This window comes from Halomonas sp. McH1-25 (assembly GCF_022348165.1).
Taxonomy (GTDB): Bacteria; Pseudomonadota; Gammaproteobacteria; order Pseudomonadales; family Halomonadaceae; genus Modicisalibacter.
The window spans coordinates 528,516-544,148 of the sequence record NZ_JAKRFI010000001.1; the positions used below are offsets into that span (position 1 = coordinate 528,516).

Below are 15,633 nucleotides of genomic sequence, written 5' to 3' on the forward strand. Positions count from 1 at the left end.
AGGATCATCATGACCCAACGACCTACCGATGCCATGAGCATCGACACCCGCAAAGCCGTTGTCATCTATTCCGGCGGCATGGATTCCTACACCGTTCTTCACAAGGCATTACGCCAGGGTTTCGAGGTTCACGCACTTTCCTTTCACTACGGCCAGCGCCACGCCAGAGAACTTCATGTGGCCGAACGGGTATGCAGTGACCTGCAGGTCAGTCACCGACTCATCGACATCCGCGCCATTCACTCGCTCATGGATGGCTCGGCACTGACCGATACGGCGCGCGATATGCCAGCAGGCGATTACGCCCAGGACAACCTGACCGCTACCGTAGTTCCCAACCGCAACATGGTACTGCTGTCACTGGCAATCGCACATGCCGTCAATATCGGCGCCAATGTCTGCTTCTACGGCGCGCATGGCGGCGATCACGTACTGTATCCCGATTGCCGCCCGGAATTCGTCGACAGAATGAATGCCGTGGCGGCCATCGCCAATTTCGAGCCGGTGCACATCGAGGCTCCCTATCTTCATTCCGACAAGGCAACCATCCTGGCCGACGGGTTGGCGATGGGCCTCGATTATGCAGATACCTGGACCTGCTATCTGGGCGAAGAGCAGGCTTGTGGCCGATGCGGCAGTTGTCGCGAGCGGTTGGCGGCCTTTGCCGCCAACGGCGTTACCGATCCCCTGCGGTACGCAAACCATGTATAGCGTCAAGGAAGCCTTCTATTCGCTCCAGGGCGAAGGAGCGCGTGCCGGAAGAGCTAGCGTGTTTTGCCGGTTTTCGGGCTGCAACCTGTGGTCGGGGCGCGAACGCGACCGGGCGACTAGTGTGTGCCGCTTTTGCGATACCGATTTCGTCGGGACCGACGGTCAGAACGGAGGGAAGTTCGCCATGGCAGGCGAACTAGCCAGCCACCTTGCATCGCTATGGCCAATGTCTACCAGCGAGGCGACGACACCCTATGTCGTGTTCACTGGCGGCGAGCCGCTGCTCCAGCTCGATTCCTCACTCATCGCGGCCATGCATGACCGCGGTTTCGAGATCGCCGTGGAAACGAACGGTACGTTAAAGCCCCCTGCGGGTATCGACTGGCTATGTGTCAGCCCCAAGGGCCGGGCTCCACTGAGTCTTACCCAGGGCAACGAGATCAAGCTGGTCTATCCCCAGCCGGATGCCATGCCCGAGCGCTTTAGGGACCTGGCATTCGAGCATTTCTTTCTGCAGCCCATGGATCTCGATTTCCAAGGCGTAGAAGGAAACACCCTGACGCAAACCGTAGACTACTGTCTAGCCCACCCACAGTGGCGCCTGTCCATCCAGCTCCACAAGCTAGCGGGGATCGATTGATGACACTCTTCGTCAATAATCTGACTCATCTGGATGTCTCGTTGTGGTGTCCGCAACGCGGCCTGATCGGAGCCAGTTGGCATGTGGATGTCGAACTCGACGGCCAACTCGGCGAAGACGGCATGCTTTTCGACTTCGGAGAGGTCAAGCCCTGGGTCAAGTCGCATCTCGATAGCGGACCGGACCATACCCTCCTGGTACCACTGGAGGCGCCGGGCCTGAGCGTACACGACTGCAATGAAGGGCTTTGTGTTCGGACCGTGACGCCGTATGCCATGGAGGTGCGTGGTCCGCGTCAAGCCTTCAGCTTACTACCATGGCGGGAAATCACTCCGCAGCGTCTCGCCGCCCACTACAGCGACTTACTGAGTCGGCGCCCTCCGCCGAGGGTGGAATCCATCAGGCTGCGGTTGCATGAAGAGCCGATCGATGGTGCCGCATTCACTTACAGCCATGGGCTGAAGCGACACGTCGGAAACTGTCAGCGCATTGCGCACGGCCATCGTTCACGCCTACGCATATGGGCTCAGGGATCGAGGCAGCCCGAATTGGAAACGGCTTGGGCGGAGCGGTTGCACGACCGCTATCTGGTGACTGAAGAGGATATTGTTGATGCCGGCCCACCGGGGCCGCAAGGCCAACTGACGGTGCGTTACAAGGCCGCTCAGGGACAATTTCAGATTCGCCTGCCCCGTGATCGCTGCATCACCATGCCGACGCCGACCACGGTAGAGCATATCGCCGCTTGGCTATCGAAGAGCATTGTGAGCGAATCGGGCAATGAAGTTCGCGTGCAAGCCTTCGAAGGGATCGGCAAGGGCGCGTTTTCCGGGCCACGCCGCACGATGGCCGCCGGCTGAAACGAATCACCGTTGGAATTCGGCGTCGAGAAGCAATTCTTCTAGGCTGAATGGATGAGAATGCGGAGCCAGGCTCCGCGTAGCCATTCAGCCGATGGAGACAAAGGAATGTATTGGCTCGAACGTCAATTCGGTACTGTACTGTCGAGTTGGGCCTTGGCATTGGCCTTGCTGCTGGTCGCCGCCACAGCATCCTTCGCCCTGCGCCAGATTCATCGCCGCGTACAGTCAAGCACCTCCCCTCACCTACGCGTTTTGCGCGTCCTAGACCAAGCCATCTACCTCCCCGTGCAGCTACTGATCTGGCTATACGGCCCAGCCATATCCTTGCTCATTCTGTTGCCTGAAGTACCCGCAAGAATGGCGCTGGTCATCGTCGCGCATACGCTCGGCGCAGTTCTTGCCATCTGGCTGTTCCTGCGCCTTTCCCGGCGGATGATTGCCCACCTGGATCGTTGGTCGCAGCGACGCAGCAATGCGCTGGACAAGTATTTCTTTCCCTTTCTGGCGCGCTGTTGCGCCGTTCTGCTACCCGTTTTCCTGCTCTTCTCGCTCCTGCCGCTGGTCACGGAATCCCCGGGGCTTGAGGCCGTGCTGCACAACCTGGCCAGCCTGGTACTCATTGGTGGGATCGCCGCTGTGCTTATGTACATGGTCGGCATCGGCGAAAACATCTTGCATGCACGCTTCAATACCGATGTCGCCGACAACCTGCGTGCACGGCAGGTGCACACTCAAGTCGCCATGCTGCGCAAACTGATCAACTTCATCATCGTCGTTCTGGCAATCGCTTCGATGTTGATGGTGTTCGACAAGGTGCGCCAGCTAGGGGCCAGCATTCTCGCCTCGGCAGGGATCATTGGCGTCGTCGTCGGCTTTGCCGCGCAGAAAGTCCTGGGCAACCTGCTTGCCGGCATTCAGATCGCACTAACCCAACCCATCCGCCTGGACGATGCGGTAGTCGTCGAGGGCGAATGGGGGCGCGTCGAGGAATTGACGCTGACCTATGTCGTGATCCGCATCTGGGATCTTCGGCGACTGGTCCTGCCCATCAATTACTTCATCGACAATCCTTTCCAGAACTGGACACGCAGTAGCGCCGATCTGATCGGAACCGTGTTCTTTTATGTGGATTACACCCTGCCACTCGATCCGGTCAGAGAAGAACTGGCCCGGATACTTGCCGCATCGACGTACTGGGATGGCAAGGTCAGTGTGGTACAGGCCACCGACTTCAGTGAACGTACCATGCAGGTCCGCATTCTCGTCAGCGCGGGTAATGGCGGCGATGCGTTCGATCTACGCTGTGAAGTACGGGAAAAGTTGATTGCTTTCATCAACGCCCACTATCCCTATGCTCTCCCTAGGCTACGGGCGGAAACGGGCGAACTGGCCCCCCAACCCGACAGGAATTCGACGAGCGATGACGTTGCCAGACGGCTCGGCGAAAAGGCTTGAATTGGCGTAGACTCCACCTCTTAACCATAGCGGTGGAGTCTTTCCATGGCGTGTCGCGCCGGTTGCGGTGCCTGTTGCATCGCTCCCTCGATCAGTTCGCCCATCCCGGGAATGCCACAAGGCAAGCCGGCCGGGGTGCGCTGCATCCAACTCGACGAGAACAACCTGTGTCGGCTTTTCAACGATCCGACACGCCCTGCCGTCTGCCAGCGTTTCGATTATGATCCCGACCTTTGCGGCAGCGACCGTGAAGAGGCAGTGAAAAACATCATGGTTCTTGAAGCAGCCACTTGAAAACCAATCAAAAGATAACGGTATATACTTAAGCGGACGAAACGACCTGGCAACGCTGCCATTCCTGTTCCAGTGTGACAGCCTCGGGAAGCTGTTCGCCGATCAGTTCGACACGCGAATCGCGACGCCAGGCGGCACCCTCCAGCGACAGGCAGCCATTGCTGCGGCTGAGCGCTTTCCAACCTGACGACGTGTGCCATATTCCCTTGAGGCGTACATTGTTGGGCAGGCCGTCGATTGCACAGGTCAGCCGGTCAAGATCGAACGTATCATCGGGATGCCAGCGCCAGCCCAGGCTGGAATATCCCAGCGATCTCCCTTCGTCACGTACCGGCTGTCCCGGCGTGGGCTGGCGGTAGTCGAAGGCATCCAGCATAACGGCCTGGCCATCACCTTCGAGCCGGTGGGATGCAGGCCGCTGCACCGCCTCCTGCCAATGCGCGCTGGCGTGCAAAAGATGCTCAATGGTCATGGATTGAATATCGTGCAACCAACGCTTGGCCGGCCACAGACCGGCCACAAGCTTTCGGGCTGCCAGTATTTGCTGTGGCGAGGCAACGTCGGTCATGGATATCACCACCCCATCGGCCAGCGCCAACTGGTCCTGGAAGGTTTCATGCTGCAGCGCTCTGTCATCGTCCATGCGACGCGGGTCGAGCAGGACGATCACCTCGCTGACCGCCAACGATTCGCTGAATGCCTCGCTGCGCAACACATCCAGCAGGCCCGACGGATGCCCGAGCCCCGATGGCTCAATTAGCAGTCGGTCGGGTTTACTGCGATGCAGAAGGTTGACCAGCCCCGCCTGTAAGACGAAAGCCAGCTGGCAACACAGACAGCCGCCCGGCAGTCCCTTGACCACCACGTCATCCCGCGCTTCGAACAAGGCCTGATCGATACCCACCTGACCGAATTCATTGACCAGGATCGCCCAACGCTCTTGGGGTGGCTTGTGGCGAACGAGCGACTTGATAAAGGTGCTCTTACCGCTGCCGAGAAAACCGGTCACGATATGAACGGGAATGGGCTGCTCAGGCAGCCGGTTTTTGCGTGAGCGTGGCATGATGGCTCCATATTGTTACTTTATAACAATAACAGGTCATCGCCAGCGCGTCAGTACTCCTTTATTCGACTAGAGTCCTTGGCGGAAAACAAAAAGGGCGCAGCTGAACTGCGCCCTCCGGCAATGGCAAACGTCTATGCTATTGACGCATTACATGCGCTCGATATCTGCATTTTCACGCAACGTCTCGAGCAGTCCCTGTATTGCCGCCTGGGCACGCAGGCGCTCGGCCATTTGCACGACGAAAGCATCGATCTGGCCGTCAGCGGAAACGTCACCCGCCTCCACGTCGGTCAAGGCAATCAAGGCTACGCCCTGGGGTGTCACCGCCTGCCCATATACAGGGTCGCTGCCCTCGGGTCTGGGGAGCCGGAAAGCCTGCTGCAGAATCGGCTGCGGGACAGCGGCTTCCTGCTGACGAGAGACGCTATCGACCTGCTGCCAGTCGAGATTCAGCGAGTCGCCGTTGCGCAGCGCCTGTGCCATTTCGGCCGCCCTCTCGCGCAACGCCTCAGCCACCTTCTCCTGTTCGACGGCGCTACGTACCTGTTCCTGCACCTCATCCAACGGCAACGTGGTCGCTTCGCGATGGTCGGTGACACGCAGCACCATGCGACGCTGTTCGTCGAGCTCGAGCACCTCGCTGTTGTAACCGTTCTCCAGCACGTCCGTCTCGAAAGCCGCCGCCATGACGCCGGGCTCCGCTAGTACGCCGCTTGCACCATCACGGGAAACCCAGTCGCTCTGTTGCAATTCCAGCCCGAGGTCTTCCGCGACACTGGCCAGGTCATCGGCTGCAAAGCTCTCGTCGATCAGGCGCTGAGCCTGCTCGTTAAAGACATCACTCGCTTGCTCCATGGCGACGTCTTCACGCAACGTATCGCGCATTTCTTCGAATGGCGGAATATCCAGGTCGGTAACTTTAATGAGGTGTAGGCCGTTATCGGTCTCGACGATGTCCGACACTTGGCCCGGCTCCAGAGAAAACGCCGCATCCTCGAAGGATTCGCCAAAGAAGCCGCGATTGATGAAGCCCAGATCGCCCTCGCTATCGGCAGTCGTCTCATCGTCGGAATATTCAGCCGCCAGGTCAGCAAAGTTCTCACCGGCTGCCAAGCGCTCCTTCACCTCCAGCAACCGCGCCCGAGCCTCTTCACGGGTCCGCTGGTCCCCGAACGTCACCATGATATGCGACACCCGCCGACCTGCCTCACGCTCGCGTTCGGCATAGGCGTCGCGCAGCGTCTGCTCATCCACCTGAAGGTCTTCTGCCAGATTCGCCTGATCGAGTATCACGTAGGCCAAACGGACCTGCTCGGGACGGCGAAACTGCTCCTGGTTGGTCTGATAATAGGATTGCAGTTCCTGCTCTGACACGACGATATCGTCTTCCAGATCGTCCCGCGTCAGAACATGGTAACGGAAGCTACGCGTCTGGCGTTGCAACTCGACGAAACGCTCACGTTCGCTGTCGAGCATGAACTCGCTGGTAGCCAGCCCCTGCTGGACTTGTTGGCGGATCAGATCTTCCCGAAGTTGCTGGCGAAAGGACAGCGGCGTGTAACCGGCGCTGGCCAGACGGTTGCGAAAGATTTCCTGGGAGAACTTACCGCTTTGGTCCTGAAACTCTGGAAGGCTGACGATCATATGATCTATCTGCGTCTCGGAGGCGTACAGACCGCCCTCTTCGGCGTACTGGCCCAGCACTTCACGCGACACCAGTTGCTCGATCACCTGGTTGCGCAATTCCCGCTCCTGCTCGGGCGGCACCTGGCCGGAGCGAATAGCGCGCTGAACCTCGGTCTCCACTTCTTGGCGAGTGATTGGCTCGCCGTTTACCTCGGCAACATTGTCGCTACCCGAAGTAAACAGGCCGATCAACGATTCGACGCCGAACAGCGCGAGAGCGACGATGACCGCACCGACAATGACCTTGGCGATCATGCTTTGGGAGCGATCCCGGATTTGTTGCAGCATGCTGGCCTCAAATGCTGTTTGTTGAAATAAAAAAGCGCATCGCTTACGCGATGCGCCTGGCAGCAGGGACATGGATGGCAGCTAACCGGCAAGGTGGGATGTTCAACGGCATGGGTTGACCATCAGCGCCCTGATGTCACTGCCAGGCCCCGCGCTTGCACCCGGGGACGTCAGCGAATCAGTTGACCGAGTCCTTGAGCGCCTTGCCCGCCTTGAAGCTGGGCACCTTGGCTGCACTGATGTCGATCGGCTGACCAGTCTGGGGATTGCGGCCAGTGCGAGCAGCGCGCTCCTTGACGGTAAAGGTACCGAAGCCGACCAAGGCAACGGAATCGCCCTTCTTCAGACTCTCGGTGACGGACTCGATCATCGCATCCAACGCACGGCTTGCAGCTGCCTTGGGAATGTCGGCAGATGCGGCGATGGCTTCGATCAGCTCGGATTTATTCACACTTCACCCCTTGACTGTTTCGGAAATTACTGAAAATCGGCGCTTCTTTAGGGCGGCTTACGCGATCACAGCAAAGCGCAATTTATAGCAATGCGGTAAAACTTCTGTCAAGCGACCTTCGGCGCCAAGCCCCGTCATAACGGGGTTTTCACCCCGTTATGATACATAAAAAACCGTTAGTGCGTGCTGACCATCGTATGCGAAGAAGCTGCTTCATCGGGACGATTATCATCGCTGGACACATCGGAAGGATCAATCAACGCTACGTCAAGAACCTCATCGATCCAACGCACAGGACGTATATCCAGAGCATCGGTGATGTTGTCGGGAACTTCTTTGAGGTCGCGACGATTCTCTTCAGGAATAAGTACGATCTTTATACCACCCCGCCTTGCCGCCAGCAATTTCTCCTTCAGTCCACCGATCGGCATGACTTCGCCGCGCAAGTTGACTTCCCCGGTCATCGCAACGTCACTGCGCACCGGGCGTTCCGTGTAGGCGGATACCATGGCAGTGACCATGGCGATCCCGGCGCTCGGGCCATCCTTGGGGGTGGCGCCTTCGGGCACGTGGATGTGCAGATCTTCCTTTTCGAAGCGCTCGGGATCGATTCCCATGGGCACGGCACGGGCACGGACGACAGTATGCGCCGCATCGACCGACTCCTTCATGACGTTACCTAGCGATCCCGTCTTGTTCAGGCGTCCTTTGCCCGGCGTGACGACCGACTCGATGTTGAGCAGTTCGCCGCCGACCGAAGTCCAGGCCAGGCCGGTAACCCGCCCCACCTGGTGCTCCTTGTCGGCCAAGCCATAACTGTAACGCCGAACCCCAGCATAGGCTTCGATATCCTCGGCTGTGAGCGATTGTGCCGTCAGCGCACCTTGCTTGCCTTCCTTCTCGACACGCTCGCGAAGCACCTTGCGACACACCTTGGCTATCTGACGCTCGAGCTCACGTACCCCCGCCTCGCGAGTATAGTAGCGAATGAGTTCGAGAATCGCCTCGTCGGATATCGCCAGCTCGTCCTCCTTCAGGCCATTGGCCTTGAGCTGCTTGGGCACCAGATAGCGCTTGGCGATGGCGAGCTTCTCATCCTCGGTATAACCCGGCAGGCGTATGATCTCCATGCGATCGAGCAAGGGTCCGGGAATGTTCATCGAGTTCGCGGTACAGATGAACATCACATCCGAGAGGTCGTAATCGAGCTCCAGATAATGATCGCTGAATTTATCGTTCTGCTCGGGATCGAGCACTTCGAGAAGCGCCGATGCCGGATCGCCACGATGATCCATGCCGATCTTGTCGACCTCATCGAGCAAGAACAGCGGGTTCTTGACGCCGGCCTTGCTCATGCGCTGAATCAACTTACCCGGCAGCGAGCCGATGTAGGTCCGGCGATGTCCGCGGATCTCCGACTCGTCCCTCACGCCGCCCAGAGCGAGGCGCACATACTTGCGATTGGTTGCGCGAGCGATCGACTGACCCAGCGACGTCTTGCCGACGCCAGGCGGCCCGACCAGGCACAACACCGGCCCCTTGAGCTTCTTGACACGTTTCTGCACGGCCAGGTACTCGAGAATGCGCTCCTTGACCTCTTCCAGGCCATAGTGATCCTCATCCAGCACCGAGACCGCATGCGCCAGGTCGTGCTTGACGCGCGTGCGCTTTTTCCAGGGCACCGACACCAGCCAATCCAGATACGAACGTACCACGGACGCCTCGGCCGAGGTGGGCGCCATCATCTTGAGCTTGCCCAGTTCCTGGCTTGCCTTTTCGGCAGCCTCGGCAGGCATGCCGGATTCCTTGATTAGCTTCTCGTACTTGTCAGCCTCGTTGGGTACGTTCTCGAGCTCACCCATTTCCTTCTGGATGGCTTTCATTTGCTCGTTGAGGTAGTACTCACGCTGCGACTTTTCCATCTGGTCCTTGACGCGCGAGCGGATGCGCTTTTCCACCTGCAGCAGATCGATTTCGGATTCGATCAATGCCATCAGGTGTTCGATGCGGTCACGCACGCGGTCCATCTCGAGCAGTTCCTGCTTGTCGCCGATCTTGAGCGACAGATGGGCGCAGATCGTATCGACGAGCCGGCTTGGGTCCTCGATACCCTGTAACGAGCTGAGTACCTCGTTGGGCACTTTCTTGGACAGCTTCACGTACTGTTCGAACTGGTTGAGCAACACCCTGACGAGCGACTCCTGCTCGCGGTCGGAAAGCGGCAAGCTCTCGCGCAGCACGATATCGGCAATGCTGTACCCCGACTCGGCGAGACCTACATGCCGCACATCGGCGCGCGACGTCCCCTCGATGAGCACCTTGACGGTCCCGTCCGGCAACTTGAGCAGTTGCATGATATCCGCCACGGTGCCCACCGAGAACAGATCTTCAGTCCCCGGATCATCCTGGCCGGCCTCGCGCTGGGCCACCAGCAACACACGCTTGTCGGCGTCCATGGCCGCCTCGAGGGCCTGGATGGACTTTTCACGCCCGACGAACAGGGGGATGACCATCTGCGGGTAGACGACAACATCCCGCAATGGGAGAAGGGGCAGACTCAGTGTCTGTTCGGCGTTCTGCTGCATCGCAGACAGTTCCTCACGATTCGAATGTTTGGTCACCAGGTACAACGCCTGGCTTGGCGGTTCGCAGCCGGCAAGAACGATATGACAGGAGCCTGTGGATCCTGTTCGGACAGACCGACCCGACACGCATCGGCCGGAACCGAGTGAACGATTCTCCTTAGTCAGCCAGGTCGAGTATTTTCCTAGCGCGGCAATCGACTATTGGGACAAGGAATGGGGGCGAAAGTGTCAGTTTACAACCGACAGGTAACAACAAGCTCCGCGGCCGAACATACGAAAAGGGGGCCATGACGGCCCCCTCCCGAACGGATGAGCATCAGCCATCCTTGTTCGCGACCTTGCTCTCTTCCTGATTCGAATACATGAGCAACGGTTCGCTTTCGCCAGCGATAACGGACTCGTCGATGACCACCTTGGTGACGCCTTCGAGAGAAGGCACCTCATACATGGTATCGAGCAGCACAGATTCGAGAATCGAACGCAGGCCGCGGGCGCCGGTCTTGCGAGTCATCGCCTTGCGTGCAACCGCCCGCAACGCATCCTCGCGAAAATCGAGCTCGACGTTCTCCATCTCGAACAGCTTGGCATACTGCTTGACCAGCGAGTTCTTGGGCTCGGTAAGTATCTGCACGAGCGCTTCTTCGCTGAGCTCCGTCAGGGTGGCAATCACCGGCAGACGACCGACGAATTCGGGAATCAGCCCGAACTTGACCAGATCTTCGGGCTCGACTCCGGCGAGAACATCGCCAACGCCCTTGCTGGAATCCTTGCTCTTGACCGTCGCGTTGAAGCCGATCCCGCCTTTCTCGGCACGATCGCGAATCACCTTGTCCAACCCGGCGAAGGCCCCGCCGACGATGAACAGGATATTGCCGGTATCGACCTGCAGGAACTCCTGCTGCGGGTGCTTGCGTCCCCCTTGGGGAGGCACCGAAGCCGTAGTGCCCTCGATCAACTTGAGCAGCGCCTGCTGCACACCTTCACCGGAGACGTCACGGGTGATCGACGGGTTATCGGACTTGCGCGATATCTTGTCGATCTCGTCGATATAGACGATGCCGCGCTGGGCTTTCTCGACATCGTAATCGCACTTCTGCAACAGTTTCTGGATGATGTTCTCGACGTCCTCGCCGACGTACCCCGCCTCAGTCAGCGTCGTAGCGTCAGCGATGGTGAAGGGCACGTTGAGTAGACGCGCCAGGGTCTCGGCCAGCAACGTCTTGCCGCTGCCGGTCGGCCCGATCAGCAGAATGTTGGACTTGCCGAGTTCGACGTCGTCGCCCTTCACTCCAGCGCGCAAGCGCTTGTAGTGATTGTACACCGCGACGGACAGCACCATCTTGGCCCGGTCCTGCCCGATCACGTAGTCATCGAGTGTATCGCGGATCTCACGTGGAGCTGGCAGGCGATCTTCGTCACCCTCGGCATCGGCCTCCAGAACCTCCTCGCGAATGATGTCGTTGCACAAGTCGACACACTCGTCGCAGATATAGACGGAAGGGCCTGCGATCAGCTTGCGTACTTCGTTCTGGTTTTTGCCACAGAACGAGCAGTACAGCAGCTTACCCTCGTCTTTGCCTTTGCCGTCGGCCATTCGCGTACCTCTTTCCGAAGACGGCCATGACGGCCGCCAGGATATGCATAGTTTACAATTACGCTATCAGGATGCCGGGCGCTTAGCCAGCACGGCATCGATAAGGCCATATTCCACTGCTTGGTTGCCGTCCATGAAATTGTCACGGTCGGTATCTTTGGCAATCGTCTCGATGTCCTGTCCAGTATGATCGGCCAGAATACGATTCAGTTTATGGCGAATGTTGAGAATTTCACGCGTATGAATTTCGATATCCGACGCCTGCCCCTGATACCCACCGAGCGGCTGGTGGATCATCATGCGTGAATTCGGCAGACAGAAACGCTTGTCCTTGGCGCCGCCGGCCAGAAGCAACGCCCCCATGCTGGCGGCCTGCCCGATACACACGGTCGAGATGTCCGGCTTGACGAACTGCATGGTGTCATAAATGGACATACCTGCCGTTACCGACCCGCCGGGCGAGTTGATGTACAGATGAATGTCCTTGTCCGGGTTCTCGGACTCGAGGAACAACAGCTGTGCCACGACCAGGTTGGCCATGTAGTCTTCCACCGGACCCACCAGGAAGATCACACGTTCCTTGAGCAGGCGCGAGTAAATATCGTAGGCCCGCTCACCGCGTGCGCTCTGCTCGACCACCATGGGGACCAGACCGCCGGCGTTTTGAATATCGAACTCGTTGCCCATTGCGTGACTACCTTAATCCGGTGATTTGTAACGTGATGCCTTGCTTACCCAGCCAGGCACATGACTATCGACCCGGCCGAAGCCGGGTCGTTCAGTCAGCTTGTACAGCGCCGCGTCAGGACTGCTGCGAAGTCGCCTCATCCTCTTCGGCTTCTTCGTCCTCTCCGCCCTGCTGCTGGGCCGCCTGTAGCGCCTGCTCGTAGGACATCTCGACGTCTTTAACCTGTGCCTGCTCGAGAAGCTTGTCAACCGCCTTCTCTTCGAGAACGGCAGACTTGACCTGATTCTTCATCTGCTCGTCCTTGAGATAGTACTCGATGACCTGCTCAGGCTGCTGGTACTGCTGGGCGAGTTCCTCGACCTTGGCCTTGATCTCGTCATCGCTGGCGTCCAGCTCATGCACCTTGATGACTTCGGCCAGCAGCAGACCCACTTGCACCCGGCTCTTGGCCTGTTCGGCGAACAGTTCGTCCGGCAGCTGCGAGACATCGAAGTCGTCACCCAGGCCGAACTGTTGGGCGGCCTGACGCTTGAGCCCATCGGTTTCCTGACTGACCAACGATGCAGGCACCGGTATATCGTTGGCCTGTTTCAGGGCATCCAGGGCCTGCTGCTTGACGCGGTTATCGACCGCCTGCTTGACCTCGCGCTCCATGTTCTTGCGCACTTCGCCACGGAACTTGTCGAGATCGCCATCGTCGACGCCGAACTGCTTGACGAACTCGGCGTCGACTTCCGGCAACTGCTGGGCGCTGACCTGATGCACCTTGACCTGGAAGGTCGCTTCGTTACCGGCCAGATGCTCAGCCTGGTAATCCTCGGGGAAGGTAACCTTGATCTCGGTTTCGTCGCCGGCCTTGACCCCGACCAGTTGCTCCTCGAAACCGGGAATAAAGCTATTGGACCCCAGTACGAGGTCGTGCCCTTCGGCCTCACCGCCTTCGAACGGCTCATCGCCCAGGAAGCCCTTGAAGTCGATCTTGACCTGATCGCCCGTCTCGGCGGCACGGTCGACGACTTCCCACTGGGCATTCTGCTTGCGCAGGGTCTCGATCATCTGATCGATGTCGCCGTCATTGACACTGGCTACCGGACGCTCGATTTCGCTGCCCTCGATGGAGGCCAACTCGAACTCCGGATAGACCTCCAGCGTCGCGACGAACTCCAGGTCCTTGCCCGCTTCGTTGACGGTGGGCTCGATCGACGGATACCCCGCCGGGTTCAGGCTCTGCTCGGTGATTGCCCGGACATAATGCTGACGCATTAGTTCGCCCACCACTTCATTACGCACGTCGCGACCGTAGCGCTGCTTCACCACCGCCATCGGCACCCGTCCCTGACGGAAGCCGTTGAGGCGAATGTTCTTGGCGGTGTCCTTGAGACGGGCGGCGACGGCCTCATCGACTTCATTGGATGGCACCTGCACGGTGACGCGGCGCTCGATCTGTGAAGTCGTTTCGACGGAAACTTGCATGAAAGGTCCTCTACCGACTGGGGGCGTTTGAAAGTGCGTTCAAAAGGGAGGATTTTAAGAATCCCTGCACGCGCTGGCAAGCGCGTCATGCGGCTGTATATGGGGACATCCGCAGGATTTGCAAGGGCAACGGAAAAAACCCCGCCATTGCAGCGCTTAACGCGCATAGAGGCGTCAACGGATATACGCGAAGGAAGCCGAAACAGAAATCGCCACGAGCGTGGCAACATACAATCAGGATAAAAGAGGGGCAACCGGGAAAAGAAATGGGGTGGATGATGGGGATCGAACCCACGACCACCGGAGCCACAATCCGGGGCTCTACCACTGAGCTACATCCACCACTTCTTCAATAAACGAGACAGACGACATGGGGTGGATGATGGGGATCGAACCCACGACCACCGGAGCCACAATCCGGGGCTCTACCACTGAGCTACATCCACCATATCGAACTGCTGCTTACGGTATTGACCATGCCAGGCCGGCCTATGGAAGCTGGCCAGCAACTTGGCGCGCCCAGCAGGACTCGAACCTGCAACCTACGGCTTAGAAGGCCGTTGCTCTATCCGGTTGAGCTATAGGCGCATAGTGTCTCTACGAGAGAGTCATATTACGGCCCCAAGCTTCCAACCACAACCCCATCGATCAAATAAACCTTTACCAATCAATAGGTTGGTCGGGGTAGAGGGATTTGAACCCCCGACATCCTGCTCCCAAAGCAGGCGCGCTACCAGACTGCGCTATACCCCGCCGTTCGTAGCCACGGCCAAGACGTCACCGCTCGGGCCTCGTCAAGCGCTGCGTATTCTACGTAACTTTGCCCAAAGGTCAAGCCCTTGGCCTAACCACTGCAACGTAGCGGCGCTTTGACAGCCGCTTCGGACATGCGAAAATCCCGCCTTCTCTTCCGCAGCGCTTCTGCTCGACAGTACCAAAGGAATCTTTGATGTCAGCCCAACTGATCGACGGCAAAGCCATTGCCGCGCAAGTCCGCCAACAAGTCGCTCGCCAAGTGAAGACCCGTCACGCAACCGGCAAGCGCATCCCCGGGCTTGCCGTGGTGCTGGTTGGTGAAGATCCGGCGTCCGAAGTCTATGTGCGTAACAAGCATCTTGCCTGTGAGCAGGCCGGCATCCTTTCCTTTCGTCACCAACTGACCGCCGATACGAGCCAGGAAGCGCTGGAAACCCTCGTCGACGAGCTGAACGATGACCCCACGGTCGACGGCATCCTGGTGCAGTTGCCTCTGCCTGAGCACCTGGACGCCCGCCCGATCCTCGAGCGCATCCGCCCCGACAAGGACGTGGACGGCTTTCATCCCTACAACCTCGGCCGCCTCGCCCAGCGCCTGCCCGTACTGCGCCCCTGTACGCCCAAGGGCATCATGACCCTGCTGCAGGAAACCGGCCTTCAGGTACGCGGCCTCGACGCAACCATCGTCGGCGCATCCAACATCGTCGGGCGACCCATGGCGCTCGAGCTGCTGCTGGCCGGCTGCACGACGACGATCTGCCACCGTTTCACCCGCGATCTGGAGACCCATGTCCGCGATGCCGACCTGCTGGTCGTCGCGGTAGGCAAGCCGGGCGTGGTCAAGGGCGAATGGGTGAAGGAAGGCGCCATCGTCATCGATGTCGGCATCAATCGTTTGGATAGCGGCCAGTTGATCGGTGACATCGAGTTCGAGCCGGCGGCCAGGCGCGCCAGCTACATCACGCCGGTACCGGGTGGCGTAGGCCCCATGACGGTCGCTTCGCTACTGGAAAACACGCTGTACGCCGCCGAACTGCACGATGCCATGCATAAGTGAGACATGTTGCGTATAATCGCCACCTG

13 protein-coding genes and 4 tRNA genes are annotated in these 15,633 nt (G+C 58.9%); 6 read left to right on the forward strand and 11 right to left on the reverse strand.

The window, feature by feature from the left end; all coding sequences use genetic code 11:
• Positions 1–9: 9 nt before the first annotated feature.
• From queC to MHM84_RS02645, 5 genes are all read left to right on the forward strand, one after another.
• Complete coding sequence (gene queC / locus MHM84_RS02625; protein ID WP_239262138.1) at positions 10–711, forward strand: 7-cyano-7-deazaguanine synthase QueC; 702 nt, start codon at positions 10–12, stop codon at positions 709–711.
• On the forward strand, positions 704–1,351 hold the full coding sequence (queE, locus tag MHM84_RS02630) for a 7-carboxy-7-deazaguanine synthase (protein ID WP_239262142.1): 648 nt from the start codon (positions 704–706) through the stop codon (positions 1,349–1,351). The genes queC and queE overlap by 8 nt, the downstream gene beginning before the upstream one ends.
• Positions 1,351–2,211 carry a 6-carboxytetrahydropterin synthase gene (locus MHM84_RS02635; RefSeq protein WP_239262144.1) on the forward strand — a complete coding sequence of 287 codons (861 nt, stop codon included), beginning with the start codon at positions 1,351–1,353 and terminating at the stop codon, positions 2,209–2,211. The genes queE and MHM84_RS02635 overlap by 1 nt, the downstream gene beginning before the upstream one ends.
• A 108-nt stretch (positions 2,212–2,319) precedes the next feature.
• The gene (locus MHM84_RS02640; protein ID WP_239262146.1) at positions 2,320–3,669 is read left to right on the forward strand and encodes a mechanosensitive ion channel domain-containing protein; all 1,350 of its coding nucleotides are present in this window, start codon (positions 2,320–2,322) and stop codon (positions 3,667–3,669) included.
• A 45-nt stretch (positions 3,670–3,714) separates the two neighbouring features.
• Positions 3,715–3,963, forward strand: coding sequence for a YkgJ family cysteine cluster protein (locus tag MHM84_RS02645; protein ID WP_239262148.1), 249 nt, complete (start codon positions 3,715–3,717; stop codon positions 3,961–3,963).
• Between the two features lie 28 nt (positions 3,964–3,991).
• On the opposite strand, the gene MHM84_RS02650 is transcribed toward MHM84_RS02645, so the two are convergent.
• From MHM84_RS02650 to MHM84_RS02700, 11 genes are all read right to left on the reverse strand, one after another.
• A complete protein-coding gene (locus MHM84_RS02650) occupies positions 3,992–5,026 on the reverse strand; it encodes a GTP-binding protein (RefSeq protein WP_239262150.1) in 1,035 nt (344 codons plus the stop codon).
• A 150-nt stretch (positions 5,027–5,176) separates the two neighbouring features.
• The gene (locus MHM84_RS02655) at positions 5,177–7,003 is read right to left on the reverse strand and encodes a SurA N-terminal domain-containing protein (protein ID WP_239262152.1); all 1,827 of its coding nucleotides are present in this window, start codon (positions 7,001–7,003) and stop codon (positions 5,177–5,179) included.
• Positions 7,004–7,181: 178 nt separating this feature from the next.
• Positions 7,182–7,454: a nucleoid-associated protein HU-beta gene (hupB, locus tag MHM84_RS02660; RefSeq protein ID WP_019018387.1), complete on the reverse strand. Its 273-nt coding sequence runs from the start codon at positions 7,452–7,454 to the stop codon at positions 7,182–7,184.
• A 176-nt stretch (positions 7,455–7,630) separates the two neighbouring features.
• Positions 7,631–10,039: an endopeptidase La gene (gene lon / locus MHM84_RS02665; RefSeq protein WP_239262154.1), complete on the reverse strand. Its 2,409-nt coding sequence runs from the start codon at positions 10,037–10,039 to the stop codon at positions 7,631–7,633.
• A 316-nt stretch (positions 10,040–10,355) separates the two neighbouring features.
• Positions 10,356–11,633, reverse strand: coding sequence for an ATP-dependent Clp protease ATP-binding subunit ClpX (gene clpX / locus MHM84_RS02670; RefSeq protein WP_239262156.1), 1,278 nt, complete (start codon positions 11,631–11,633; stop codon positions 10,356–10,358).
• A 66-nt stretch (positions 11,634–11,699) separates the two neighbouring features.
• Positions 11,700–12,320 (reverse strand): ATP-dependent Clp endopeptidase proteolytic subunit ClpP, encoded by a 621-nt coding sequence (clpP, locus tag MHM84_RS02675; RefSeq protein WP_239262158.1) that lies wholly within the window; start codon positions 12,318–12,320, stop codon positions 11,700–11,702.
• Positions 12,321–12,435: 115 nt separating this feature from the next.
• Positions 12,436–13,794 carry a trigger factor gene (tig, locus tag MHM84_RS02680; protein WP_239262160.1) on the reverse strand — a complete coding sequence of 453 codons (1,359 nt, stop codon included), beginning with the start codon at positions 13,792–13,794 and terminating at the stop codon, positions 12,436–12,438.
• Between the two features lie 267 nt (positions 13,795–14,061).
• Positions 14,062–14,136, reverse strand: a tRNA-His gene (locus MHM84_RS02685).
• A gap of 29 nt (positions 14,137–14,165) precedes the next feature.
• Positions 14,166–14,240: transfer RNA gene (locus MHM84_RS02690), tRNA-His, on the reverse strand.
• 65 nt (positions 14,241–14,305) lie between these two features.
• Positions 14,306–14,382 (reverse strand) — tRNA-Arg (locus tag MHM84_RS02695).
• Positions 14,383–14,470: 88 nt separating this feature from the next.
• Positions 14,471–14,547: transfer RNA gene (locus MHM84_RS02700), tRNA-Pro, on the reverse strand.
• A gap of 196 nt (positions 14,548–14,743) precedes the next feature.
• Here MHM84_RS02700 and folD point away from each other — a divergent pair.
• The gene (folD, locus tag MHM84_RS02705; protein WP_239262162.1) at positions 14,744–15,607 is read left to right on the forward strand and encodes a bifunctional methylenetetrahydrofolate dehydrogenase/methenyltetrahydrofolate cyclohydrolase FolD; all 864 of its coding nucleotides are present in this window, start codon (positions 14,744–14,746) and stop codon (positions 15,605–15,607) included.
• Positions 15,608–15,633: the final 26 nt, after the last annotated feature.

Excerpts from the sequence above, each read along its gene's own strand:
- queC (WP_239262138.1), top strand. The coding sequence starts at position 10 with ATGACCCAACGACCTACCGATGCCATGAGCATCGACACCCGCAAAGCC.
- queE (WP_239262142.1), top strand. The coding sequence starts at position 704 with ATGTATAGCGTCAAGGAAGCCTTCTATTCGCTCCAGGGCGAAGGAGCG.
- MHM84_RS02635 (WP_239262144.1), top strand. The coding sequence starts at position 1,351 with ATGACACTCTTCGTCAATAATCTGACTCATCTGGATGTCTCGTTGTGG.
- MHM84_RS02640 (WP_239262146.1), top strand. The coding sequence starts at position 2,320 with ATGTATTGGCTCGAACGTCAATTCGGTACTGTACTGTCGAGTTGGGCC.
- MHM84_RS02645 (WP_239262148.1), top strand. The coding sequence starts at position 3,715 with ATGGCGTGTCGCGCCGGTTGCGGTGCCTGTTGCATCGCTCCCTCGATC.
- MHM84_RS02650 (WP_239262150.1), bottom strand. The coding sequence starts at position 5,026 with ATGCCACGCTCACGCAAAAACCGGCTGCCTGAGCAGCCCATTCCCGTT.
- MHM84_RS02655 (WP_239262152.1), bottom strand. The coding sequence starts at position 7,003 with ATGCTGCAACAAATCCGGGATCGCTCCCAAAGCATGATCGCCAAGGTC.
- lon (WP_239262154.1), bottom strand. The coding sequence starts at position 10,039 with ATGCAGCAGAACGCCGAACAGACACTGAGTCTGCCCCTTCTCCCATTG.
- clpX (WP_239262156.1), bottom strand. The coding sequence starts at position 11,633 with ATGGCCGACGGCAAAGGCAAAGACGAGGGTAAGCTGCTGTACTGCTCG.
- clpP (WP_239262158.1), bottom strand. The coding sequence starts at position 12,320 with ATGGGCAACGAGTTCGATATTCAAAACGCCGGCGGTCTGGTCCCCATG.
- tig (WP_239262160.1), bottom strand. The coding sequence starts at position 13,794 with ATGCAAGTTTCCGTCGAAACGACTTCACAGATCGAGCGCCGCGTCACC.
- folD (WP_239262162.1), top strand. The coding sequence starts at position 14,744 with ATGTCAGCCCAACTGATCGACGGCAAAGCCATTGCCGCGCAAGTCCGC.